A 24,459-nucleotide genomic window follows, 5' to 3' on the forward strand; every position below is an offset into this window, starting at 1 on the left:
TTCACTCCCCTTTTCTTTCCTTCACCGCAGTCAGAATGGTCACCGGGTTTAAAGCTTTGAATCGTGTTAATCCCTCAATCGCTTGGCTGCGGGAAACGTTCAGCTGGATCGCCTCCACTCGGAACCCGGCCTCTTTCAGCCTTCGCCACCCTTCGGATTGGTTTTCCACCGTCGCCGCATTCATGACCAGCCGTCCGCCGGCTTTCAGCCGCCGGCCGCACAAGGCCAAAACCGGGGCGAGACGCCCTCCCGATCCCCCGATAAACACGGCGTCCGGTTCTTCCAAATCCTCCAGCCCCTCCGGAGCCTCGGCATGAATCACCCGGATTTCACGGCCGAATGTGGCGGCATTTTTGCGGATATTCTCCACATCCTCGCAGTTTTTTTCCACAGCGTACACGATCCCGGAGGATCCGATCAGGCCCGCCGCCTCGAGTGCAACAGAACCGGAACCAGCACCGATATCCCATAAAACACTCCCTCGGTGAAGGTTCAACTGGGCCAGGCTGACGACCCGGACCTCTTTTTTCGTCAAAAGCCCCTGTTCAGGTTTTCGCTGAAAAAAGGCTTCATCCTCAATCCCCAGCCCCCAGCGCGCTTCCTCTCCACCGGCGGTCATCTCCGGCACCGAAGAACTCCCTTCCCGGAGAAGAATCACCACATTCAGGTCGGCGAAGTTCTGGTCCGCCGCCTCCGGCAATCGCCAGAAAGTGACCCGTTCCGCTTCCGTTCCCAGATGTTCCGCCACCGCCATCCGGCAGTCCCGGATCCCTTCCGAAATCAGGCGGCGGGCGATGGCCCCGGGATGATGAACACTGTCGGTGAGGAGAGCCACCTTAGGGTTACGCCGCACCCAATCCGCCACCCGGTCCGCCGATCGCCCGTGAACGCTGGCCAAAAAAGCGTCATGCCAGGATTCTTTGATCCGGGCGAAGGCCAGTTGTACACTGCTTAAGTGGGGAATCACCGTCAGGTATTCACGGCCCACATGACGGTATAAATAATCCGCGATACCGAAGAAGTTGGGATCCCCCGTCGCCAGAACCACCTGACGCCGGTCCCGATTGGATAAAAGGGATTCAGCCACCTCCTTCAGATTGGTCCCTACCGGGACCCTCCGCTCTCCGTTCTCCGGAAACAGCCGGAGCAGCCGGCGTCCGCCGTACAGGAAATCGCAGTCGGCAATCCGCCGCAAGGCCTCCGCGGAGAGTCCGGCAGGCCCTTCCGCTCCGACCCCGATAACAAAAATCCGGTGCACATCCGAACCCCCTTCCCTCCTAAAAAGCGTTGTAATTGAGTGCGTTCTTGGTCGGTCGGGATTGGGTTCCACACTCCGTTTCGTTGTTCTTACGAGCCAAAGGCACTTCGTATGGAACCCAACCCTCCCTAAAAGGGGCTTTTTCATCGGACTGCCGGACTGTCCACCATGGATGCCAGCGCGTTAACCACCGCCGACGCGGCGGAGCTTCCCCCTTTTCTCCCCCGATTGGTAATCGTGGGGATTTCCCGGAGGGACCACAACATCTCCTTCGATTCCGTCACCGAAACAAATCCCACGGGAAGCCCGACAATCAGGGCGGGGCGCAATCGATCCTCCCGCACCAACCGAACCAACTCGATCAAAGCGGTGGGGGCATTTCCCACCACTACGACCGCTCCCTGGGCGGCACCCGCGGCCAATCGCATAGCCGCCATGGATCGGGTAATCCCCTCCCGCCGGGCGATCTTCCCCGCTTTTTCCTCGCCGATCCGGCAGGTAATCCGGTTTCCCCAGCGGAGGAGCCTTTCGTTTTCCACTCCGGCCTGTACCATGCGGACATCGACAACTACGCCTTTTCCTTCTCCGATCGCCCGCCGTCCGGCATCCACCGCCTTCGGGTGAAAAAGCAGGCTTTTTCCCAGTTCAAAATCTGCCGTCGCGTGGATCACCCGCCGCACCACCGGCCACTGCTTTTCCGTAAAAGTGTGCTCTCCGATTTCTTCCTCGATCATGGAAAAACTGCGCTGATAAATGTCATCCGGCTTCAGAATCGGACGGAATCGCTCTTTCATCAAAAGAGAACCGCCTGGATGTAATAGAACCCAAACAGAAAGGAAACCGCTCCGGCCGCCATGCCGATCACCCGTTCCGCCTTTTGAAAACGTTTGGCCGCATAAGTGAACGAAAAACCGAGCAGGACAGCGAACATCCCCATTCCCAGAATCGTGCCGGAGCCAAACACCAGAATATACAAGACCGCCTCGGTCAAACTTTCCAGGGAGGTCATGGTGAGCAATACCAGTGCACCGCTTCCGGCCATTCCGTGAACCACACCGATCAGGAACGATTTGAGATTCGTTTTTTTATCCGAATCCCATTTTCCTTTCTCCGATTTGCCGGCTTCCTCAAAGTCCGGTGTCCGTCTTTGTTGAAAGGATCGAAAAGTGGTCCAGCCGAGGAGGACCAGCATCAAGCCGACGACGACCTCCATCGCCGTTTCCACCGTCGACGGAATCCCTGTCTTCAAAGCGATAAAGGGCATTCCGACGAGCAGCAGCGTCAAGGTATGGCCCAAACCCCAGTAAATCCCCGTAACAGTCGCCTTTAACACGTTCCCCGTCCGACTGGTAATCGTCGACACCGCGATAAAATGGTCCGGATCAAAGGCGTGACGAAACCCCAATAGCAGACCGATTCCCAATACGGACAACAATTCCCAAGGCATCTTCGATCCCCTTTCAAAAAGAGTCAGACTCACCGCAACCAAGCATTTTCTGCTATTTTCGCGGCCCCGTCTTTTAGCGATGATTCATATTCTTATCAATATTCCGGGTTGTTTTCTTCACATGGGACAGCCAACGTTCCACCATTCGAGGGTTGGAGGCAAAGTGAAGATGGGTGTAACCGGCCAGCAGATTTCCCTGGACAAAACCCGTTTCTCCCCTGCCGAAACGGCTCTTCTCCTCATAGGCAGGTACCCCCGGAGGCCCTTCCGCCAACACCGAATAGTGAAACTCGTGTCCCCTCGCCTTCTCCCCCTTCGTGAGCAGAAGTGTGTCCCGCAAGGCCGTCACTTCCCGGTACCCCAAAGCGGCCAGCCGGTCCGTCATCCGAACCGTCGCCGGGATCACTCCGGCCATGGGATGGCTTTTTCCCTTGCGGTCGATAATCCTTTGGCAGAGAAACATAAAACCGCCGCACTCGGCATAAGTGGGAAGTCCCTGTTGAATCCGCGAGCGGAGATCCCGACGGACTCTTTCCTGACAAGAGAGATCATCGACAAACTCTTCAGGAAACCCTCCCCCGATATAGAGCCCGTCCGCCTCTTCCGGAACCGGTTCCCCAGCCAGCGGACTGAATTCAAGGAGAGTAGCCCCGAACTGTTCCAACAACTCCAGATTTTCTGGATAGTAGAAGTGAAAAGCAGCATCCCGGGCTACGGCGATCCGGGGCGATGCATGCGGACGATCGCCATGGGAAGCAAACATCTGCCGTTCCGGAAGCGATAAAGGAGAGGCCTTTTGCGCTTGAGCCAGCACCGTTTTCAAATCCACTCCCTTTTCCACTGCTTCGGCTGCATGCCGGAACAGCTCATCGCATGCTCCCCGTTCCAAGGCGGGAATTAAGCCCAGATGACGTTCCTCCATTTCCAGCTTTTCATCCCGTTCCAGCCACCCGAGAACAGGAACGCCGCACTCCTGCTCGATGGCCTCCTTGACCAGCCGATAGTGCCCTTCACCGCCTGCCCGGTTGGCAATCACACCGGCTACGCGAACCGAAGGATTCAACGATTGATACCCCAACACCACGGCCGCCGCACTGCGGGCCATGCTTCGCACATCGACGATCAGGAGAACAGGACAGTCCAACCGGACAGCGATCTCCGCTGTACTCCCCCGGTCGCTTCGGGGATCTTGGCCGTCAAAGAGGCCCATCACCCCTTCCACGACGGAAATATCCGCCCCTTCGCCGCCGCGCAGGAAAATCTCCCGCATGGTATCTCCGGACATCATCCAGGTATCCAGGTTGCGGGAAGAGCGTCCGGTCACAGCTGTATGATAGCCTGGATCGATATAGTCAGGGCCCGCCTTAAAGCCCTGCACCTTCAATCCCCGTTGTTTTAGAGCCGCCATCAGCCCGAGGGTGACGGTTGTCTTGCCCACTCCGCTTTCGGTACCCGCAATCACAACCCGGGGACGCCTCATCCTTTCACCCGCTTTCCCGGTAAAAGTGGATCATGAACGTTTTCGACAGCCGGTAATCCGATTTCGTCTCCTTTCCATCCGAATCCGGGGACCGCTCCATGATCCTCAAACACCGTCACCGATCGGTCCTCTTCGGGGTGAGCGCCGAATTGTTGTTCATACCAGGCGATCGCTTCCCGCATGCGAACCACTTCCCCGACGACGATCACTGCCGGAGCCTTCCACCGGACCGACTCCTCCCCGTGAGCGATATCCGCCAGAGTCCCGGTCCAGGTCTCCTGCTCCCTCCGGCTTCCCCAGCGAATCAAGGCCACCGGTGTCTCCGGGCGTCGTCCGTGGCGAAGCAACTGGTCGCAAATTCGGGACAGATGCTTCACTCCCATCAGAATCACCAATGTCTCTGCCGCCTGGGCTAAATCCTTCCACTTGACCCTCGGTTCTTTTTTGTCCCGGCGTTCGTGCCCCGTGACCACGATGAAGGAAGAACTGTAGTCCCGGTGAGTGACAGGAATTCCAGCATAGGCGGGAACCGCCGTCGCCGACGGAATGCCGGGGATCACTTCATAGGGAATCCCCCGGCTTTTCAGAACCGCCGCTTCTTCACCGCCCCGTCCGAAGACAAAAGGATCCCCGCCTTTTAAACGAACCACCCGCTTCTGTTCCCGGGCTTTTTTCACCAACATTTCATTGATGGCGTCCTGGGTCATCCGGTGGCGGTCCGCCCGTTTCCCCACATCAATTTTTTCGCAATGCTCGGAAGTCTGTGACAGCAGACGCGGGTGAACCAGCCGGTCATACAGCAGTACATCGGCTCTGCGGAGAGCTTTCAACCCTTTGACCGTAATCAGTTCCGGATCTCCAGGTCCCGCTCCCACAATGTAGACCCTTCCGTCTTTCATGCACTCCACTCCTTCAGACTGATGACCATTTCAAAAGGACCTTTTTCCGTCCGGAACCAGTGAAATCGCACACAGCTACTTTCGGCGATTGACCAGCTCCCCCTTAAGTAGCCTGTCTAGTGCCCCATCTGGTATCCAAGTTGGGAGGGTGGTTGGCCGGCGTAGATCCTTTGCACTCAGGAGAGCACAAGTCTCGCCAAGGTCGCTCCGCTTCCCGGTCTCACTATGCGTTTTTTGCAAGAGATCGGAGACGGCCTGCCAGCCCGACCACCCCCGGCAAGGGATCAAACCGATCAAAGTTTCCTGAAGAGGCACTAGAAACCAAGTTGAGAGGATGGTTGGAGCAAACTCCGATTCTCTTCTCATTTTTTCGGGACTCCCTTTGGAGCATCGGAAACGGAGATCAATCCCTCCCGCCCGTAGCGGTAACTCACCCCGCAGGAAGGCGGCTTCCCCCCGACCAGGTCATCCATGACAATTTGGCGGCCGCTGTCGGGGGTCACCCCCCGATACCAGACTCCATCCGGATAAACAATGACGACACACCCGTCTTCACACCGGCCATTGCAACGGGTTCGGGTGGTGTGGATCCACGGATCCGCCCCGAAGGCGGCGATCTCCCCGCGAATGGCCCGGGTGACTTCCTCCGCCTGTTTCCGCATGCAACTGCCCCCGTTACAGATCAACACGTGGTGTCGAGTTCCATTCAAGTCCCAGGTTCCCATCCACTCCCTCCCTTGGATTCGTCCATCGGATCAGAACGGGAAATAAAAAACGCATCCCTTACAAAGGATGCGAAAATGGCGCACGTCGGGTCCACCGAACCGCGTCTTCTCGATACGGACGGTCTCAACGTCGCCCTCCCCATCCTCGTAGGTACCAACGGCGGCTGAGAACAGGCAGGTCTCCTGGCTGATGGTCATCGCTTCCTGCGCCTTCCCGTTCCCTCCGGAACAGTGGCATCGGGCAGGTTGCTCCCAAACACAGTGGCGGGACCGCGTCGGATTCGAACCGACTTCCCTTTTAAGCCGAACCGAATCATCGGATCAGCACCTGTTCTCACTGGATTTAATTTTCAGTCTATCTCTACTATAAATCTTTCCACCGAACCTGTCCAGTGAAAGAAAAAGAAATGGCCCATGACAGACATCCCCGATCGGATCAAAAGAGGACCCTCCCCGTACCCGCACCATCTTTTTTTCTTCTTGACACCTTGAACTTTCGTTCCTCGTTTTGATGGGAAAAGGTTTCGTCCCTTCTCTTCCATCAGACGAAAAACCAGGAGGTATCAGGCAGATGGACATCCAAGCTTCCAACCATATTCAACAGCTGCGCAGGGGGATTTTTAACGAGATCCTGGACGAAAAACGGCGGCTGGAAAAGGAAGGGAAGTCGCTGATCGACTTGAGTATCGGCAGTCCAGATCTTCCCCCTCCCGATTTTGTGACGGAAATCATCCAACATGCCTCCAAAGATTATTTTTATACGATGGGAGCAATCCCCACGTTTAACGGGAAAGTGGCCGATTTTTACAATGATCGCTATGATGTCAAGCTTCATCCGGAGTCGGAAGTTCTTCAGCTGATCGGTTCTCAGGATGGGCTGGCCCACTTGGCCACCGCAATGATCAATCCGGGGGACTATGTTTTAGTTCCGGATCCGGGATACCCCATTTTCGAAGTCGGGGTGCGGATTGCAGGCGGACAACCCTATCCCCTTCCACTGACAGAAGAAAACGACTACCTGCCCCGGTTGGACCGGGTTCCCCAGCATATTCTGAACCGGGCGAAAATGATGATCCTCAATTATCCGGCCAATCCGGTCACTGCCACCGCCGATCGTTCCTTTTTCAAAGAAGTCGTCCGATTCGCCCAAAAATACAATATCCTGGTCGTTCACGATTTCACCTACTCCGAACTGGTTTTCGACGGAAAGCGGGGAATCAGTCTCCTCTCCGTCCCGGGAGCCAAGGAAGTCGGGGTGGAATTCAACTCCTTTTCCAAAACCTTCAACATGGCGGGCTGCCGTATCGGTTACATGGCGGGGAACGAAAAGGTACTAAACATCATGGAAACGATGATGTCCCATACCCAATACGGAATCTTCTATCCGATTCAAAAAGCGGCGGAAGCGGCTTTAACCCGGGGATTCGATTTTATGGAACAACAGGTGAACACGTACCAGTCCCGGCGGGATGTACTGATGGACCGCCTGAACCAGGCAGGATGGCCCCTTTCCAAGCCTCCGGCCACCATGTATGTCTGGACCCGAACCCCCGGCGGCCGGGATTCTATGGATTTCACCTTCCGGCTGATGCGGGAGGCGGGGATTGTGGTCACTCCGGGAAAAGCCTTCGGCCCTGAGGGAGAAGGTTATGTCCGGATCAGTCTGGTCCAGCCGGAGGATCAGCTGGCAAAAGCCGCCGAACGCATTAACCGTTTTTGAAGCAGACCGGGAACCCTGCCCCGTCCACCGGGTGAATCCGTTAAAGCCAACGGGCCTCATTGAGACAGAAGGCGGCGACTCACCGTAAAAAGTGAGTCGCCGCCGGTGTTTTCGCCATATTTCTCGTGAACATAAAAAAGAGAGGCGGAACGCCTCTCCGGTTTTTCCGATTCGGTTCTTCACATCTCCCCGATCCGATCGAGGATCTCTTGCCCGGTTTTCGCTTCCATCAAGGCTTGACGGAAAGAGTCGTCGATCAGCTTGCGGGAAAGCGCCTGCAGAATCTTGAGATGCTCGTCCCCGGCTTGCTCCTCCGGGACAGCGATCATAAAGATCAGGTTTGCCGGTTCACCGTCCATGCTGTCCCAGTCCACCCCGTCCGGCTTGCGGCCAAAAGCGACACGGGGCTCTTTAACGCCGGCGGACTTGCCGTGGGGAATGGCAATGCCGAAACCGATCCCTGTGCTCCCATGCTTCTCCCGGGCGTAGAGATCGTTTTTAAACGTTTCCCTGTCGGACAAAACTCCGGCCCGGTCCAAACAGTCGATCAGTTCCTCCATGACGGCGTCCCGGTTCTCTCCCTGCAGTTCCATGACGATACAATCTTCCGTTAAAAGATCGGTCATTTTCAAAAACGTTCACCTCGTTAGACAGGTTTTTTCAACAAATTGACCATGAGTGCGGTGACAACCGTTCCGGCGGCGATGGCGGCGAAAAACATCGGTACATTGCCGATCGCCTGGAACACGGCGACGATCGGTCCCCCGTGAGGAACATTATCCGTCACCCCGGCTGTCATAGCGATCGCGGAAGCCGTCATCGAGCCGATCATGATGCTGGGAATCACCCGCAAAGGATCACCGGCGGCAAAGGGAATCGCCCCCTCGGTAATACCGACCAATCCCATGGCCAAAGCGGCTTTCCCGACTTCTTCCTCTTCCTTCTGATACTTGTGCTTGGCCAGCAGTGATGCCAGTCCCATACCCAGAGGCGGAGTGCAGATCGCGGCGGCCAAGGCCCCCATGATAAAGGTTTGCCCTTCACCGATCATCGCGGCACCGAAGAGAAACGCCACCTTGTTGACCGGGCCGCCCATATCAAAGGAGATCATCGCACCGAGAACCAAGGCGAGCAGGATTTTGCTCGACCCCTGCATCCCGTTGAGGAAAGCGGTTAAGCCCTCCATCAGCGAAGCAATGGGTGAGCCCAGGATATAGATGAAGGATACCGCAATCAAAATGGAGGCGGCCAGAGGGATCACCAGGATCGGCATGATCGGTTGGATGACTTGGGGTACGGGAATGGACTTGATTCCCTTGGCGATATATCCGGCGAGAAATCCGGCAATGATCCCGCCGATAAACCCGGCACCCGCTTCGCTTCCGTAAAAACTTCCCTCAGCCGCGATATATCCTCCGATCATTCCCGGGGCCAGACCCGGCCGATCCGCGATACTGACAGCGATAAAACCGGCCAAAATCGGGACCATAAACAAGAAGGCGGACTCACCCACTTGAAGAATCGGTGCCCAGAAGGAATCCTCGGGAACGACCAACCCCTCGGCAGTCGGTTCTCCGCCCAGTCCCAGGGACAAGGCGATGAGAAGACCTCCCACTACGACAAAGGGAATCATATAAGAAACTCCGTTCATCAACGAACGGTAAATCGGGTTTTGGGCCCGACTCTTCTTCCCTTCCCCGGTCTCCTTTTCCGGATCGGCCGTCTCCGCCGACTCCTCCTGCCGCTCCGACCGGTAAACCGGTACATTCCCCTCAGTAAACCGCTGGATCAACTGCTCGGGTTGGCGAATCGCTTCAGCAATCGGACATTCCACCACCCGCTTCCCCTCAAACCGGCTCCTGTCGATACTTTTATCAACCGCGAGGATAATCCCCTCCGCTGCCTGGATCTCTTCTGCAGTCAACTCGTTTTCCGCTCCGATGGAACCCTGGGTTTCCACCTTGATCTCGGCACCCATCTCCTCCGCTGTCTTGGCCAGCTTTTCGGCGGCCATGTACGTATGGGCGATGCCGTTGGGACAGGATGTGACTGCCAGCAGCTTCATCCGTCTTCACCTCTTCCTAAAAGGATTGAACCCACTCGCTCGGGTCCTGGATCGTTTTTAATCGTTTTAACTGCTCCGGATCATCCGTTAATTCAACCAGCTCCCGGAACAGTCGCTGTGTCATTTTTTTATCTTCGGGGGAGAAAGCCAGTATAAAGACCAGCCACACCGGCTCCCCTCCCCAGGAAATCGGCTGCTCCAAGGAAGCCACCGCCATCCCCGGTTTCTCCACATGCCGGGGATCTCCATGAGGAATGGCAATGCCTTCACCGATCGCCGTCGAAGAAAGGCGCTCACGCTCCAGCAGGCTGTCGGTATATGCTTCCGCCGTCAACCCCGCAGCGGCCAATTCTTTCCCCATTTTCCGAAGCAACTCTTCCCCGGTTTCCGACTTTACCCGGAGAAACACCCGCTCTTCATTGAGGAGGCTTCGGATGACCGGATACCGGCTCCCCGCTCCTGCCGAAACCGTTCTCTCCCCCAATGCGGAACGAATCCGCTCCTGTTCATTCTCAGTCAGGAGAGGGGAGACCCGAACGGTTGGAATTCCCGTTTCCGAAAGAGGAACGGTGCTGATGATCAGATCAGGACGGTTATTTTGAAGAAAGGGTGAAAGCTCATAAGTGGCCACCGTATCCATCACCCGAAGCTGAGGAAAAAGGCGGTTCAGCTTGGCCGTTAACAACTGGGAAGTACCCATCCCTGTCGTGCATACCAACAGAGCCTTCTTCTTTTCGGAACACCCATGAAGGCGTTCCAGAGCGGCCTGAAAATGAAGGGTGAGATAGGCCACTTCTTCTTCGTGAAACGATATCCCCCACTTCTCCTCCAGTTCCGGCAATACCGTCAGCAGGGTTTCAAACATCGTCCGGTAGTCCGCCTTAATCGGACGCAATAAGGGGTTATCCAGCCGCAACCCGTGTCGGATCCGATTGACGGCGGAATGAAGGTGAAGCGCCAAACCCAAGAGAAGGGTTTGGTCCTCCCGGAGTCCGCAGTCCAAAGCCTCTGAAACCCCGGCGATGAGGGAACGAGCCAACAACACCGCTTCCTTGTCTATTTTTTCTAGAGCGGACCGTAAATCGTCCCCGCTCCGGTCTGCGGGATCATTCCGACGCACCTTCGCCCCCAAGAGGTGCATGGCGATATAACCCACTTCCGCTTCGGGAATAGCGACAGCAAAGGCTCGGCTCAGTTGTTCGGCCAATCCTGCGGCCATCGCATACTCCGGCTCCTTCTTCAGCTTGGCGAGCTCTTCGTCGGGCAGCCGAATGGTCTGTCCTTGTTTAATACGCCGGATAGCGATCGCAATATGGGTAACCAGATTGGTCACAGCCTCTTCTGTAAAGGAGTAATCCAAAGAGCGCTCCAATCGGCGCACCGCCTCCCGGATGGCTGGAACATCCCCCGCAAAAAGACCCTGGGGTTTTTTCAAAGGAGGAGCGGATTCAGGGGCATTCAATTGTTCCGTGATTCGGGAGAGGGCCAACCGCCATGCCTTTTCATCCCCCTTCACCCGGACCCCCCAGTTCGGTTTTCGCACCAGTTGCAATCCCTGCTGATTCAACCATCCTTCCACTTGATCCAAATCCAGATGGATGGATGCTTTACTGATATACAGCCGATTCGCCAATTGACGGGCTGTCAGGGGACGGTCCGCCTCCAAAAGCGTCCGGATCAGCCTCCATTGGCGCCTTTCCGGATCCTGCGGAGACGGCGATTCCACCGAAATCCGCTTTAACTCCCGCAGCAGTCCCTTCTTTTCGACAACCGGGCCCTCGATCAAAACGCCGACACCCGGTTTTCGCAGCAACTGCAACGGTGCATGTTTCCTCACCCAACGTTCCGCTTTTTTCAAATCGTTGCGAACCGTCTTTTCCGAACAAGACAGATCTTGGGCCAATTCTCCCACGGAAATGGGGCGATCGGATTGAAGCAACCGATAAAGCAACTTTACTTGACGTTGATGAATCATGAGGGTCACCACCCGGATACAAGAAAACGGGAAAGCGTTTTCTTCTCTTTGATCTTAGCATGTGCGATTCTGCAGGTATTTCAATTCCATTACCGGATCATGCGGTAACGGTTGTTCCAATCATACCAAACACACAAAACCCCCGCCGCTTCAGAAAGCGACGGGGGTTTGGAGGGACTCTCAAGGGGGGTAGAGGGAGCGAACGCCGATTTTGGTATCATCTCTCCATTAAATGGGAAAATGACTTGAGAACCCTATGGGAACTCAAGTCATTTCGTGTTTATACAGGGAACTCAGGGATGAACGCTCATATTCATCCTGAGCATCGGTAATGGTCAATTTAGAATATACCTCAAGGGATTTACGGCTTGCATGTCCAGAATAAGGCTGGATGAGTGCATCGTCAATGCCTTGTTCCTTGAGCCATGTTAACAGAAAGTGACGCAACTTATGTGGTGAAATGGATTGGGCCATGCCAGCTTGATTCCGAATACTTCTTGATGATTTTCCGGAGCCACGCTCTGAAAGCGGTCCGCGTTGCCCTAAGAACAGGTGGCCTTCCGGCAAGCAGCCCACTCAGGCGGCTCCTGCCCCCGAAATCGGGTCCGCTGCTTCCATCGATCGCCAGCTGGCGGCGGTATAGAAGGTACTCCGGGAGCGGCTCGCGGGCTTCCACGACTAAGGGAATCTCCCGGTGCTTTAATCCTTTTCCTCAGTCCCTGGCATCTTCCACGTTTACGCCATCGAGATCGGATTCACTGCAAGCACCCGAATTCTGTCCTAAGTATAAGAAACTCCCTTGCCGCCAACAAGGGAGTTTCTTATACTAGAGTGTCTTTATTATAGATCCGGCCAGTTTCGCGTAATTACACCCGTATAACCATAGTTATCTGCTGACAGGTTCTTGTAAAAATAAACCCGATGACTGTGATCAAAATAAATGTTTCCCGTACTGTTGGTGACCCGGACACCCGGTTGAGTAACATAGGTATATTTTGAAACGTCTGTCCCCAAGGTTATATCACTGATCCATCTGCCATAATCAACGGTTAGATCCGAGGTATCCTGAATCTTTGAATCGTAGGTCTTAAAGGTCCACGCAAAAGTCGGAACTAGTCCAGTGAGGCTGACCTGGGCATCTGCACCATCAGGAGTTGTCTGGGGACCATAAGACTTAATCTGCTCCCCAGAACGGCCTTCCACGCTGGAGCGGGTAATTAATTCTCTCGTCTGCCAAAAATATCCGGCATAGGTCGGTCTCACAGTATTAAAGTACTTGACATCCCAAACAGAAACTTTTTTTCCGTCAGCATCGGTTGCTGTACCCTGCCTGTAATATTCTACATCACTTGTCATTGTGCCGGACAATTCACCGGTTTCCTCGTCATAGAATGACCACTCAAAACCGTCTGTGTAAGAAGGAGTATCCTCCATAGCACTAACAGTTTGACTCCTCTGAGCTGATTTTTTTTGTGCCCTTTGCTCTAACACGTCAAACGACATTTCACTTTTGTTCGTTAGAAAAAAGTCGGTATGTACTCTCCCGTTTTTCTTATAGAGTCCAACTCCTACGAGATCCGTTTTGTGGCCATTCTGCTCTTTAATCTTGAGGGAACCAGGGATCTTGTTATTAATTGCATCGGATACAAAAGCTTTGCCTTTGTTGTGGAGGAGTACATATTCTCCTTGACGTACTTCTGGTTGCCCCTTTTGATCACTTAAAGCGATTTCCTTAACATTGTCTTGGGCTGAGACCTGCAAAGGGAGAAACGCCATGGAAGTTGCTATGACCGACAATGCAACAGACATGATCTGTTTTTTCAACAATATTCACACTCCTTTTTATTTTTACTATAAAAATAATGCCAAAAAGAATACACAATTTCAAGTAGTATACAAAAAAAGTTGACACTCCCTTATTGGGGAGTGTCAGAAGCTTTGGAGGGGCTTCGAAAGGTTCCTCCCGAGGGCGATGTGAAAAAGCTAAAGGGAGAACAACAAACCTTTCGACTGCGCATTGGTACATACAGGGCCTTGTTCTCATTATCGCGACCAGAAACAAGTGATTATAAATATTATTGGTAAAAAAGTATATATATGTAAATAATAAAAATAATCCCTCCCGTCGGGGAGCGATTATTTATTGTCCGCTAATACTTATGGGGTTCTCTGTTCCATTGTTACACAGACCCCTAAGTCATTGCTTATCGTTCATAGACTCTAAGAGTTTTACCACTTTTCTTAACTGAAAAGTTATATCCCACAGTAAAAACGCGAAAAACACAGTAACCATAATACTTATCACTTCAATCATGAAAATCATCTCCTTACCTGTTACTCGGGATATACATATCCCTTCCCTCGCAACTTTCGGTCGTCCGCCTTCCGTCGTCCGACATTCGCGCCTTCGGCGCCCTTTCTCGCCTTCGGCTCGCCCTCCGTCGCTCCGCTCCGTCGTCTTCGCGGGTAGAGGGAGTATCGGCCGCAGGGGAACTCAAGTCATTTCGTGTTTATACAGGGAACTCAGGGATGAACGCTCATATTCATCCTGAGCATCGGTAATGGTCAATTTAGAATATACCTCAAGGGATTTACGGCTTGCATGTCCAGAATAAGGCTGGATGAGTGCATCGTCAATGCCTTGTTTTTTGAGCCATGTTAGCAGAAAGTGACGCAACTTATGTGGTGAAATGGATTGGACCATGCCAGCCTGATCGGAATACTTTTTGAGGATTTTACGGATGCCGCGGTCGGTGTATTTTTTCTTCCGGGACGATTCAAATAGGTAAACGGAACTCTTTTTCTCCGTGTTATCGGCATGCATGGCCAACAGTTCCTTGAAGGCGGTTGGGAAAGGCACGATCCGGTCCTTCTTTCCTTTCCCTTCGTTCACCCGGATCTGGCAGCGGTGAAAATCAATGTCGCTCAACTTGATGTTAATCAGTTCACTTACGCGGACACCCGTATACAGCAGGGTCTTTATGATCATCATGTCCTGGAAGTTCTTTGCCTTCCAGACGGCTTCATAATAGCGTTTAATCTCGTCTTCTGTGGGGACATAGGGCAGTTTCTTATTTGCCCGCGGTACATCGACTTCCAACTCAGTGCGCAGGTGCCGGAATACAGCTTTCAAGTAATCATAATCCGGTCGTTCTTCGCGAAGGTATTTGGCCAGTTCTCGTGCCTTCTTTTTTGGCGAAGTCCGGTTTTGAATGGCGATCGCCTCCTATATCGGTAGTCGCTTATCCAAATCGACGTTAAATTTGCCGTACGGCGTGATATGGTTGTAAATCAGCGGACTAAGCGCGCGCAAATCTTCGGTTGTCAGTCTGTTTAGCCATCCTTGCTCCTTGATGACATTCTGAATCTTGATGGTGTTGATATAGACCAAGCAATTTTGAAGCAAGTTAAGGCTCAACGCTGCGACCTCTTGCTCATCCACCTGATTCTTTTGGATTTCTCCGTTCCGGCCAAAGAAGATAAAGCTATTGGCTGAGTTCCAGTTCTCAACCACATTGAGGCCTTCGTGGATCTCGCGCCGGGTTTCCTCATGCTGTAGGTATTCGCACAGGAAGATCGTTTTGATCACACGGCCCAACTCACTCAATGCTTTGTACACGGGATGAGTTCGGTTTTTGCTGAATCGCTTGAGAATCGCTTCGGTTTCGGCGGTGTTGAACCGCAAGGCCGCGGCGTATTTCACCATTTGGTCGTACTGCTGACGGATCAGATCCCAGTTGATCGGATTCTTGGCCAGTACCGGTTGCAGGTTCGGATACGCATCCGTCATGCCGTGATCGGGCTTATACAGCTTTTGTGAGCTGATATTTTTGAATCGGGGCATCAGCTTAAAGCCAAGCAGATGGCAAAAGGTAAAGCCGACTTCGCTTTGACCATGGGTATCTACATAGTTCCGATCGACTTCCTTTTCGGTGGCATGCTGGAGCAGTCCCTCTATCATGGCGGCCACTTCCGAAGAGGTGCAGGTCTTTAATTGCGAGTGGATACATGCAGATTTGTTTTCGACGTGCCAATAGATCATGACGCCGGGACCGCGGTAGCGGGGATGCCACTCAGTCATCAGATTTTGATCCCAAGAGCCGAATTTCTTGGAATCTGATGCGCAGGACGTAGTGGCTTCTCCCCACACTTCGGCCAACCGTTCTTTCAAAATGGCGTTCACGACCTGGATATTGGCCGCTTTCAGGTTTTCGGGATGGATAAACTTCCGCTTGATGTATAGCAGGTTTTCATAGGTTATATCGATGTTACCGGTGGCCATCCTTTTTAAGCCCATGTTGGTGCCCAATCCATAAAGGCACAGAAGTAAACGTTTTTGGATTTCTTCACGAGTCAACTGTTCACGGATGCCCAGAGACTGAAAAGTATCCGTAAAGCCTGTACGGAGGTCAGCCTCCTTAAAGACATCGATTAATTCGATCATCCACCAACGCTTGGCTATTTCACTTTTTAGCTGAGCCAAACGATCGGGCTCCGGCTGTAGATCTAATGGCGTGACCGAAATCCAACCTCCCTTGTGGTTGGTGATCCTTACTTTTGGATTTTGCGGGATGGTCTGATTTAACTGATCCAACGCACGATGCAACGATTGCTTGAGATCGTTAATGACAGAACCTGCGTCCAGTCGCAGGCCAAGGGATTCATAATACTCTTCCCGCCGTTCCACAAAGTCGCTAGGCAAATCCTCGTCCGGATTGCGGTAGCGATTGGCACCCACAACCCATATCTCCTTGCATTTTAGCTTATCCCACAGGGAGTAAAGAACGGAAATCTCGTAGTTCATGCGGTTGACGCGCAAATCGCCGTTCTGGTCTGCCTCTACTACCACATTCTTGAATTTGGGTGGGATCACATCGTTAATCGGTACGTCATCGGCCACAGCGAAATACTTTTGCCTGGTCCCAATATGTTTTTGAATCAAGTCCAGCGCTTCAATAATGGGCTGATACTTGGAGTTGTTTGAACGGAACTCAAGAGTGTTGAGGAGCTCTCCGATCGCGGTACGGTATGTATTGCTGTAGGAGCTGCGCATTTTGTAATAAACCTTTTTGCGATATACCTCTTTGTTATGGGTCAATTCCCTTAACAGATCGCGCAATGTCTCTTCTTCGACCACAGAGAACACAGCGTCCTCAATTACGTTGTTCCGATTTTCCAACAACGTTTCCAGGAGGGAGACCAAGATATTGTTCTTTCCGCGGACTCTTTTGATCTCCTGCAATATTTCACGGTCTACCCTACGCTGGGCATGACCGTTAATGTTCAGGATAATGGTGATGAGCATCTCGACTAAGCTGTCCGTGATCTCCTGGTGCCGGGACCAGAAGAACGTAGACAGTAGCGTATAACGTACTTCTGGAGAATGGCGCCGAATCTCAACCAATTTCTCTGAAACGTAGCCGATACTTCCTCAAGATTTTTGGAGGGACATTCTTAAACAGATCGTGCGGTAACTCCAACATGCGTAATTCCTTGAGTTTTTTGATTTCGTCCTCCAAATTCTTTCTGTTGGCGCGACCAGGGCCCATATTGATCTTACGGAAGGTCATTCGTTCCGGTTCCTCTGACCCTTCTTCTTCTGTTACATCATCCTCGGCATCGGCCCAGTCATCGATCATCGCATCCATTCGAGAAATGGAGGTAGGGGAAAGGCTGTGGAACGTTTGAGCGAAAAATCTTTGTTCATGATTATGTAGAGCCGATCGAACCAACGTTTCCACCGTATTGTCCACGGGCGGCTCGATTTTCCGTTGCCGGAGTTCGGCATAAACACGCTCTTTCACTACGGCAATGTCGTGACTATGGCTTAATACTTTATCCGTCAGCCACCGGGAAATTGCTTGGAGATCATTTGCTGAGTGTTCTTGAAATCCAAAGAATTTCCTGATCTCAGAACGATGCCGTTTAATAGTAATTCCTTTCCAAGAATACTGGTCAAATTGATCTGTGCTTACCCGCAGATGTTTGGCCAAGAACTCAATGACAGGAGGAGGAACATCTTCAACACGGTTAGGAAACCGGGCCTCATGCTGAAAATATTTGAACAAAACAGCGAATCCCAACCGTGTCTCGAAGTTCTTCGTTTCAATTAGTTGCCTTTCTGGTTGCAGTAAACTAAAGTATTCAATAAGTTCTTCCTTTGTCCATTGTTGTTTCAACTTAGGTGTCAATCCTTTCTAAAGTTCCTAAAATAGCTGGAGTCGGTACTTTTCATCGGTCTGAGTATAGCGGGGATGGGTTGATTAAGCAAGAAAAAAACAAAAACACTCCGAAGTTCCATTACCAAAACAAAATTAGGAACTTCGGGAAAATTAGGAACTTCGGGTTTGTTGAAAGGAATAATCAATATGATACCTGAACCGGACTTGGCAACCGATTGATGAACTCCCTTCCCAATAGGCCCCCTCTGTTAAATCACCACCATACACCCTCGTAGCGAGCTTATACGGGCTTTAAATCCCTTTCTGAATCTTAGAGTACCCCGATGAAATTTATCTCTCTGAAAAGATCCGGTATAAATGGTTTTTGTGTTATTTATTTACATTTTCGATTCCGCATAAGTGAGGTTAAGACGATTTGCTGAAACAGTATTACAACAAGTATGATCATTTATCCACACTGTGAAAGCAATATCCATCGCACTAAATGGAAAAATGACTTGAACCCAAAAATGGATCTCAAGTCATTTTTCCATTTCATGGAGAGATGATACCAAAATCGCCGTTCGCTCCCTCTACCTCCAAGGGAGAGATCGACTAAGATGAATGAGGTTCATTCTTAACTTAAGTTTCCACAACACCATTGGATGTTCCAACATGCTCTCATCACTGGGTTTCCCAAACAAAGGCGATTGTTCCACCGTACCTATCCTGGGAGGAACAATCGCCTTTTATACGGTTCACTTGAACACCGGTATATTCAACCGGTTTTATGACACAAGGTTCCAGGCCGCTCTCACGGCCTTCTCCTTGACGGCCTCGGCTTTTTCCTCGATCGTATGGTCTTTCGGCGGCATTTCCCACCCGGGATGGACCGGACGGGCATTGGCGTTGTTTTGAATCCAGAACAAGAAAAGGGCGATTACAAAGGACAGCACCATCAACCGGGTTTTCAACAACCGAAACACCCTCTTTGCTTTTGAACAAAATTCCTCTTAATGATTGATTCGCAACCGGGGTTATTTTTTTGTCCATTTGTGCCCCTGTCATCCGGGCATTTTTTATCCCTTCGCTCCCGTGAGGGGGACGGGTTCATTGAAGATCAGCCGAACGGCGGTGCCCTCCCCCGGTTCCGAATCCAATTCGATCCGATGGTTGAGACGCTGACAAACCTCGCGGACCAGGTACAGTCCCATTCCCGTCGATTCCCGGTACCTTCTGCCGTTCTCCCCTGTAAAGTACGGCTCGAATACACGCCGGATATCTTCCTTCGGGATTCCGACGCCCCGATCCCGTACTTCCAATACCACATGGAGTCCCCGTCTCCAGGAAGAGAGTGTCACTTTCTCGCCGGTTCCCGCCGAATATCGTACCGAATTGGTCACCAGCTGACCCAGGACAAAGGTGAGCCACTTCTCATCGGACTCCACCATCAACGCCTCTTCCACTCGAACCTCCGGATAAACGCGATTCCGGATAAAAAGACGTTTGTTCTCGTGGATGACCTGATTGACTGTTTGATAGAGGCTTACCGGTTCCACATGGAAGTCCCGATCGAACACATCCAGCCGAGCAGTGTGCAGGACGGTCTCCAGCCCTTTTCCGATGCGATCCGCCTCCTCGCGGATGCTGTCAAAAACGGGACCGTCCTCATCCTGAATCGTGAGATGAATCACGGAAAGCGGGGTCTTCATCTGGTGCACCCACTGGTTGATAAAGGTGACATGATCCCGGATTTTCCGTTCGTACTCATCCAGTTCACTTTTATAATGTTGATATTGCGTTTTCAACAACTCGTCCATCGCCTCGGACAATGGTGAAAACTCCCGGTCTTGAATCGTTTCATCCAAGGTTTCGAGAGGCTGGGACAACCTTCTGTAAAGGGAGCGGAGACTGAAATAGCGAAAGACCAGGTAGACGGTCAAAAGGGAAATATTTAAAAACACAACATACAGAGCGACCCACTCGTCCTCAAAGCCCGCCAACCGGTAAATAAGGAGGGTTAGGATCAGTTGCAGTCCATAAACGATCATGAGCGGAGTCTGTTCCCGCAGGAGCAATTTCATCTTTCGTCCCTCCATGTCGGCTTCAGCCGATAGCCTGCCCCGCGCACTGTCTCCAAAGCCCCTTCGATTTCTAATTCCTTTAGCTTTTTTCGCACCCGGGTCACATAAACGTTCAAGGTGTTGTCATCGACGAACTGCCGGTCGTCCCACAGTTTCTCCAACAAACGCTCCCGGCTGACGACGAGCATGGGACGTTCCATCAAGGTTTCCAGGAGCAAAGACTCCTTTTTGACCAGTTCGACGCCCTTTCCGTTTAAGGTTAATTCCAGCCGCTCCGGATACAGGATGAGGCCGGAGAGTTCGATCGTGCGCTCCTTCACCCTTGGTGCGTAAGAACCGTAGGCCCGGCGCAGGTGGCTTCGAATTTTTGCGATGACCACCTCGGAATAGAAGGGTTTGGTCATATAGTCATCCGCTCCGTTTTCCAAAGCCATGACTTGATCCATTTTTCCTTCCCGAGCGGAGATGAACAAAATCGGGCAAGTGGAGACCACGCGGATTTGCCGGCACCAGTAAAATCCGTCGTATTTCGGCAGATTGACATCCAACAATACCAGATCCGGGCGATTCTCTCGAAACCGATCCATCACCCGTTCAAAATCCTCAATAAGGATCGTATCATATCCATACTTCTCCATATGGGTTTGAAGCAATCGGCAAATCTTGGGGTCATCTTCTACAATCATGATCGTTGTCATCGTATCCCTCCAAAATTCCTACCCTCAAAGGGAAGGGTACCCCTCTCGCATGGGAGAGATGATCATTCAAGACCCTCCCTATAGACCCCCCGACTTCTCTTCCTCTATAGAATGGTAGCAAAAAGAAGAAAGAGTGTTGAGCTCTCTCTTTGGGAAAATCGATCACACAAAAAACCGAAGAGGGTTCCTCCTCTTCGGTCCGTTCGAAAAACGTTTGGCCAAAATCTTTTCACGAATGCTTCAACCGGAAGCAGACGACTTTGGTTTCCGTCATCTCCCGAATCGCGAATCGGACACCTTCCCGGCCCAAGCCCGAGGACTTGACACCGCCGAAGGGCATGGCATCGATGCGGAAATCACTGCTGTCATTCACCATGACGCCGCCGGCTTCCAAACGCCGGATCACTTCAAAGGCTTTCTCCAGATCCCGGGTGAAAACGCCGGCCTGAAGTCCGTAGTCGTACCGGTTGGCTTCGCGGACGGCATCATCCATATTTTCCACCCGATACAGGGAAACCACAGGACCGAACACTTCTTCCCGGGCGATCCGGCAATCCGGGGGGACATCGATCAGGACGGTCGGGGCGTAAAAGGCGCCGTCCCGCTTGCCTCCGCACAAGAGGCGGGCTCCCCGATCCAGGGCTTCCTGAACCCAACTTTCCACCCGGATCGCCTCCCCTTCGGTAATGAGGGGGCCCATATCCGTCTTTTCATCCAACTTGTTACCGACGCGATAGGCCATGGTGTGCCGGAGAAAATGGTGAACGAACTCTTCATAGACTGGCGCCTCGATATAGGCGCGCTGGACACCGAGACAGTTCTGCCCCGCCGCCCAGAAGGCTCCGGAGGCGGTGGATTCCACCGCTTCCTCGACGTCCGCATCCTGCAACACCATGACCGGCGAATTGGAACCCAACTCCATGCTGATCTTCTTGAGACCTGCTTTACGGGTGATGGCTTCTCCCGCCTTCACTCCCCCGGTAAAGGAGAGCATGCGGACAGAGGGGTGCTGAACCAGAACGTCTCCCACTTCACCGCCATAGCCGGTCACTACGGTGTACAATCCTTCCGGCAACCCGGCTTCCGCCAAGGATTCCTTAAGCATCAATGCACTCAGGGGTGTCAGACTGGAGGGTTTGAGGATGATGGAATTGCCGGATGCGAGAGCGGGACCCACTTTGTGGGCGACCAGATTGAGCGGATCGTTAAAGGGGGTGATCGCCCCGATGAGGCCCACGGGAAAACGGTAATAATAGCCCAGCCTGCCTTCACCCCCCGGAGACTGATCGAAGGGGATCGTCTCCCCTTGCAGGCGCCTCGCTTCCTCGGCACTCAAGCGCAAGGTTTCCACACAGCGGGCCACCTCTTTCCGCGCCTCACGAATCGTCTTACTGCCTTCCCTGGCAATCGTGGCCGCAAATGTTTCCGAACGGGAACACACATCATCGGCCGCCCGATTGAGGATGGTGATCCGCTGATGAACGGGGATTTCCTCCGCTGTCCGGACCCCTTGGCTGGCCTCTTCAATCGCCTGATGCATCTCATGGGAACCGGCGGCAGGTACCCTTCGGATCAGACTGTCGTCCTGAGGATCGCGGACCTCGATCCACTTTCTTCGCGTAAGCACTCCCTCATCCGCTCCATATTTACGCTCCGCAGCTTCCGCGTTCATCAGTGAGCCCCCTTTCTCTCCTTCACCTATGAATTCTTTTCAGGGTCGTTCCTGCACCCTTTGAATCAGATCGGCCAGGAGAGCGAACCCGGTCTCTTTGCGGCCCGCCCCTGCCCCGACCAGTGTGATTGGACCAGCTAAGTCGCAGTCATAGGTAATTGCATTCATCGTGCCCCCCACTCCGGCGAGAGGATCGGTCAGAGAAAGACGAAGAGGCTGGACCGATGCTGTCACTCCGTCTCCTTCTCTTCGAATCCGTCCCAACAGCTTCCAGCACTTTCCTTCTTCCCGGGCCTGGCGGATATCCTCCGCCGTGATTCCCCGGATCCCTTCTCTGACCACCTCTTTGCGGTCAAGCGGAGTCTCCATTACCACCTGAGCCAGAATCATGACTTTGTACAAAACATCATAGCCCTCGATGTCGCTGGTGGGATCCGCTTCAGCGATTCCCCTGGATTGGGCTTCGGCCAAAGCTTCATCGAACGTCCACCCTTCCTCCATTTGAGTGAGGATGTAGTTGGTCGTACCGTTGAAGATGCCCCGGATTTCCGAAATTTCATTTCCCGCCAAAGAGGTCCGGGCCATGTGAAGAGCAGGGGTTCCGCTCATCACCGTTCCTTCGAAGTTCCAGCCAACCCGGTGTCTCCGGGCCAGCTCCGACAATTCCCGGTAGGCCAGTGCCACCGGCCCTTTGTTGGTCATAACCACATTTTTTCCGGTTTCAAAAGCGGTCCGGCAGTGGTCGATCGCCGGCTGTCCCGTCCGGACATCGGTGTAGGAAACCTCGACCACCGTATCCGCATTGCACTCCCGGATCGTTCGTCGGCTATCCCAACCTCTCACCAATCCGGGGACCTCCGGGTACCGATTCAGATCCCCTTCGCCCGCCGCCTGAAGCAGCCGATCGATATTCAGTCCCTCCGGATGATACAAAGACCCCTTCAAAAGATCCGAAACAGCGACCACCTCCGCCTCCATTCCCTCTTTCCGCCGCAATTCCTCCCCTTTTTCCCGCAGGATTTCGACCAGAGACTGGCCCACCGTTCCAAATCCGATCAGCGCCAGTTTGTGTGTCATCGCTTCCATTCCTCCCCTTCCTGCAAGGGCCTCTGCAACAGCCTCAGGGCTGATTCGGCCATAATCGCCGCACCAGCGGATAAGCACCGTTCGTCGATATCAAAATACGGAGTGTGTAAATCCCGAATACCATCGGGAAGAGCGCACCCCGGGAAAAACATGGATCCCGGAACGACCGCCGTCATGTGACTGAAGTCCTCCGCTCCCATTCCGAAGGGTCCCTGATGGATCTTACAGTCGGGAAAAAGAGTCCGAACGGCTTCGATCACCCGTCGGTTAACACGGGCATCATTTTTCAAAGCCGGTTCCCCCCGCTCCACTCGGAAACTGTAATCGCCCCCCAGGGAAGCGGCCAAGGAAAACGCCCGTTCCAGCTCCTCGATCAGCCCTTCTCGGATATCAGGGTCGTAGCTGCGGAACGTCCCCTCCACCTCGACTTCCGACGGGATCACATTGCTGGCCGTTCCGGCATGAATCCGTCCGACACTGACAACAGCAGGTTCCATGGGGGAAACCCTCCGGGCGACGATCCCGTGAAGGGCTTGCAAGACAGGGAGCAACAGCCAGGTAGGGTCCGTCCCCCGGTGTGGATAAGCCGCATGCCCTCCTGTTCCGGACAATGTACCCCGGAAAGTATCCAACCCAGCCATGGTGTACCCGTCGTTCACCTGTAAGGAACCGTGGGGCAATCCGGGATTCATATGCAAGGCGAGGACGGCATCCACCCCTTCAAGAGCCCCTTCCCGAATCATGCGAGGGGCTCCGGTCCTTCCGTCATCCCCGAAATCCTCCTCCGCCGGCTGAAAAAGAAACCGGACGGTTCCCGGCAACCCGCCTTCCGTCAACTCTTCTCCCAACAAGCGGGCCGTTCCCAGCAAAATCGCCGTATGGGCATCATGGCCGCAGGCATGCATCACCCCTGGACGGCGGGATCGGTAAGAGCACCGATTGGCTTCCGTAATCGGCAAGGCGTCCATATCAGCCCGCAGGGCAACACAGGGGCCCGGTCCCCCGGACAAAGTGCCAATCACACCGGTTCCACCCACTTCGGTCTGAACCTCCATAGCTTCGATGGCGCCTAATTCCTCCGCCACCAGCCGCGCCGTTGCAAACTCCTGAAAACTGAGTTCCGGATGAGCGTGGATGCGGCGGCGCCATTCAATCAACCGGGATAACATCCTTTCCGCCCGCTTCGCCA

Annotated in this window: 17 protein-coding genes, 2 pseudogenes and 1 riboswitch; of the genes and pseudogenes, 1 reads left to right on the forward strand and 18 read right to left on the reverse strand. The window is 53.2% G+C overall.

Translation table 11 applies throughout. The annotated features are described in order from the left end of the window. Window position 1: 1 nt before the first annotated feature. From cbiE to CHM34_RS03195, 6 genes are all read right to left on the reverse strand, one after another. Window positions 2–1,258 carry a precorrin-6y C5,15-methyltransferase (decarboxylating) subunit CbiE gene (cbiE, locus tag CHM34_RS03165; protein ID WP_169713560.1) on the reverse strand — a complete coding sequence of 419 codons (1,257 nt, stop codon included), beginning with the start codon at window positions 1,256–1,258 and terminating at the stop codon, window positions 2–4. 143 nt (window positions 1,259–1,401) lie between these two features. Further along, complete coding sequence (locus CHM34_RS03170) at window positions 1,402–2,052, reverse strand: precorrin-8X methylmutase (protein WP_094263157.1); 651 nt, start codon at window positions 2,050–2,052, stop codon at window positions 1,402–1,404. Then, on the reverse strand, window positions 2,052–2,705 hold the full coding sequence (locus CHM34_RS03175) for an urease accessory protein UreH domain-containing protein (RefSeq protein WP_094263158.1): 654 nt from the start codon (window positions 2,703–2,705) through the stop codon (window positions 2,052–2,054). The genes CHM34_RS03170 and CHM34_RS03175 overlap by 1 nt, the downstream gene beginning before the upstream one ends. A 73-nt stretch (window positions 2,706–2,778) precedes the next feature. After that, a complete protein-coding gene (locus CHM34_RS03180; protein WP_094263159.1) occupies window positions 2,779–4,185 on the reverse strand; it encodes a cobyrinic acid a,c-diamide synthase CobB in 1,407 nt (468 codons plus the stop codon). Next, window positions 4,182–5,084: a uroporphyrinogen-III C-methyltransferase gene (gene cobA, locus CHM34_RS03185; RefSeq protein WP_094263160.1), complete on the reverse strand. Its 903-nt coding sequence runs from the start codon at window positions 5,082–5,084 to the stop codon at window positions 4,182–4,184. Before cobA ends, CHM34_RS03180 begins: the two co-directional genes overlap by 4 nt. A gap of 362 nt (window positions 5,085–5,446) precedes the next feature. Beyond that, the gene (locus CHM34_RS03195; RefSeq protein ID WP_094263162.1) at window positions 5,447–5,809 is read right to left on the reverse strand and encodes a (2Fe-2S) ferredoxin domain-containing protein; all 363 of its coding nucleotides are present in this window, start codon (window positions 5,807–5,809) and stop codon (window positions 5,447–5,449) included. 156 nt (window positions 5,810–5,965) lie between these two features. Continuing rightward, window positions 5,966–6,156: riboswitch (cobalamin riboswitch) on the reverse strand. Window positions 6,157–6,380: 224 nt separating this feature from the next. On the opposite strand from CHM34_RS03195, the gene CHM34_RS03200 reads away from it, so the two are divergent. Then, a complete protein-coding gene (locus CHM34_RS03200; RefSeq protein ID WP_094263163.1) occupies window positions 6,381–7,529 on the forward strand; it encodes an aminotransferase class I/II-fold pyridoxal phosphate-dependent enzyme in 1,149 nt (382 codons plus the stop codon). 179 nt (window positions 7,530–7,708) lie between these two features. Here the strand turns inward: CHM34_RS03200 and CHM34_RS03210 are convergent. The 12 genes and pseudogenes from CHM34_RS03210 to CHM34_RS03265 all read right to left on the reverse strand — a co-directional run bounded on the left by CHM34_RS03210 (window position 7,709) and on the right by CHM34_RS03265 (window position 24,427). Next, a pseudogene (locus CHM34_RS03210) lies at window positions 7,709–9,594 on the reverse strand (fructose-specific PTS transporter subunit EIIC). 16 nt (window positions 9,595–9,610) lie between these two features. Next, window positions 9,611–11,569, reverse strand: a complete 1,959-nt coding sequence (locus CHM34_RS03215; protein ID WP_094263166.1) for a BglG family transcription antiterminator — start codon at window positions 11,567–11,569, stop codon at window positions 9,611–9,613. 264 nt (window positions 11,570–11,833) lie between these two features. Next, window positions 11,834–12,145: a tyrosine-type recombinase/integrase gene (locus tag CHM34_RS03220; RefSeq protein ID WP_240511848.1), complete on the reverse strand. Its 312-nt coding sequence runs from the start codon at window positions 12,143–12,145 to the stop codon at window positions 11,834–11,836. 264 nt (window positions 12,146–12,409) lie between these two features. Further along, window positions 12,410–13,393 (reverse strand): hypothetical protein, encoded by a 984-nt coding sequence (locus CHM34_RS03225; protein WP_141201623.1) that lies wholly within the window; start codon window positions 13,391–13,393, stop codon window positions 12,410–12,412. Window positions 13,394–14,063: 670 nt separating this feature from the next. Further along, a complete protein-coding gene (locus CHM34_RS03230; protein ID WP_240511849.1) occupies window positions 14,064–14,702 on the reverse strand; it encodes a tyrosine-type recombinase/integrase in 639 nt (212 codons plus the stop codon). 93 nt (window positions 14,703–14,795) lie between these two features. Continuing rightward, a pseudogene (locus CHM34_RS03235) lies at window positions 14,796–17,760 on the reverse strand (Tn3 family transposase). Window positions 17,761–18,518: 758 nt separating this feature from the next. Next, the gene (locus tag CHM34_RS03240; RefSeq protein ID WP_094263168.1) at window positions 18,519–18,707 is read right to left on the reverse strand and encodes a hypothetical protein; all 189 of its coding nucleotides are present in this window, start codon (window positions 18,705–18,707) and stop codon (window positions 18,519–18,521) included. Window positions 18,708–18,809: 102 nt separating this feature from the next. Then, the gene (locus tag CHM34_RS03245; protein WP_094263169.1) at window positions 18,810–19,814 is read right to left on the reverse strand and encodes a sensor histidine kinase; all 1,005 of its coding nucleotides are present in this window, start codon (window positions 19,812–19,814) and stop codon (window positions 18,810–18,812) included. Continuing rightward, window positions 19,811–20,512, reverse strand: coding sequence for a response regulator transcription factor (locus tag CHM34_RS03250; protein WP_094263170.1), 702 nt, complete (start codon window positions 20,510–20,512; stop codon window positions 19,811–19,813). Before CHM34_RS03250 ends, CHM34_RS03245 begins: the two co-directional genes overlap by 4 nt. Window positions 20,513–20,741: 229 nt before the next feature. Then, window positions 20,742–22,184, reverse strand: coding sequence for an aldehyde dehydrogenase family protein (locus CHM34_RS03255; protein ID WP_094263171.1), 1,443 nt, complete (start codon window positions 22,182–22,184; stop codon window positions 20,742–20,744). Window positions 22,185–22,223: 39 nt separating this feature from the next. Then, a complete protein-coding gene (locus CHM34_RS03260) occupies window positions 22,224–23,261 on the reverse strand; it encodes a homoserine dehydrogenase (protein ID WP_094263502.1) in 1,038 nt (345 codons plus the stop codon). Beyond that, window positions 23,258–24,427 carry a M20 metallopeptidase family protein gene (locus CHM34_RS03265; protein ID WP_240511850.1) on the reverse strand — a complete coding sequence of 390 codons (1,170 nt, stop codon included), beginning with the start codon at window positions 24,425–24,427 and terminating at the stop codon, window positions 23,258–23,260. The genes CHM34_RS03260 and CHM34_RS03265 overlap by 4 nt, the downstream gene beginning before the upstream one ends. Window positions 24,428–24,459 lie beyond the last annotated feature (32 nt).

Source organism: Paludifilum halophilum (assembly GCF_002245355.1).
Lineage (GTDB): Bacteria > Bacillota > Bacilli > Thermoactinomycetales > DSM-45169 > Paludifilum > Paludifilum halophilum.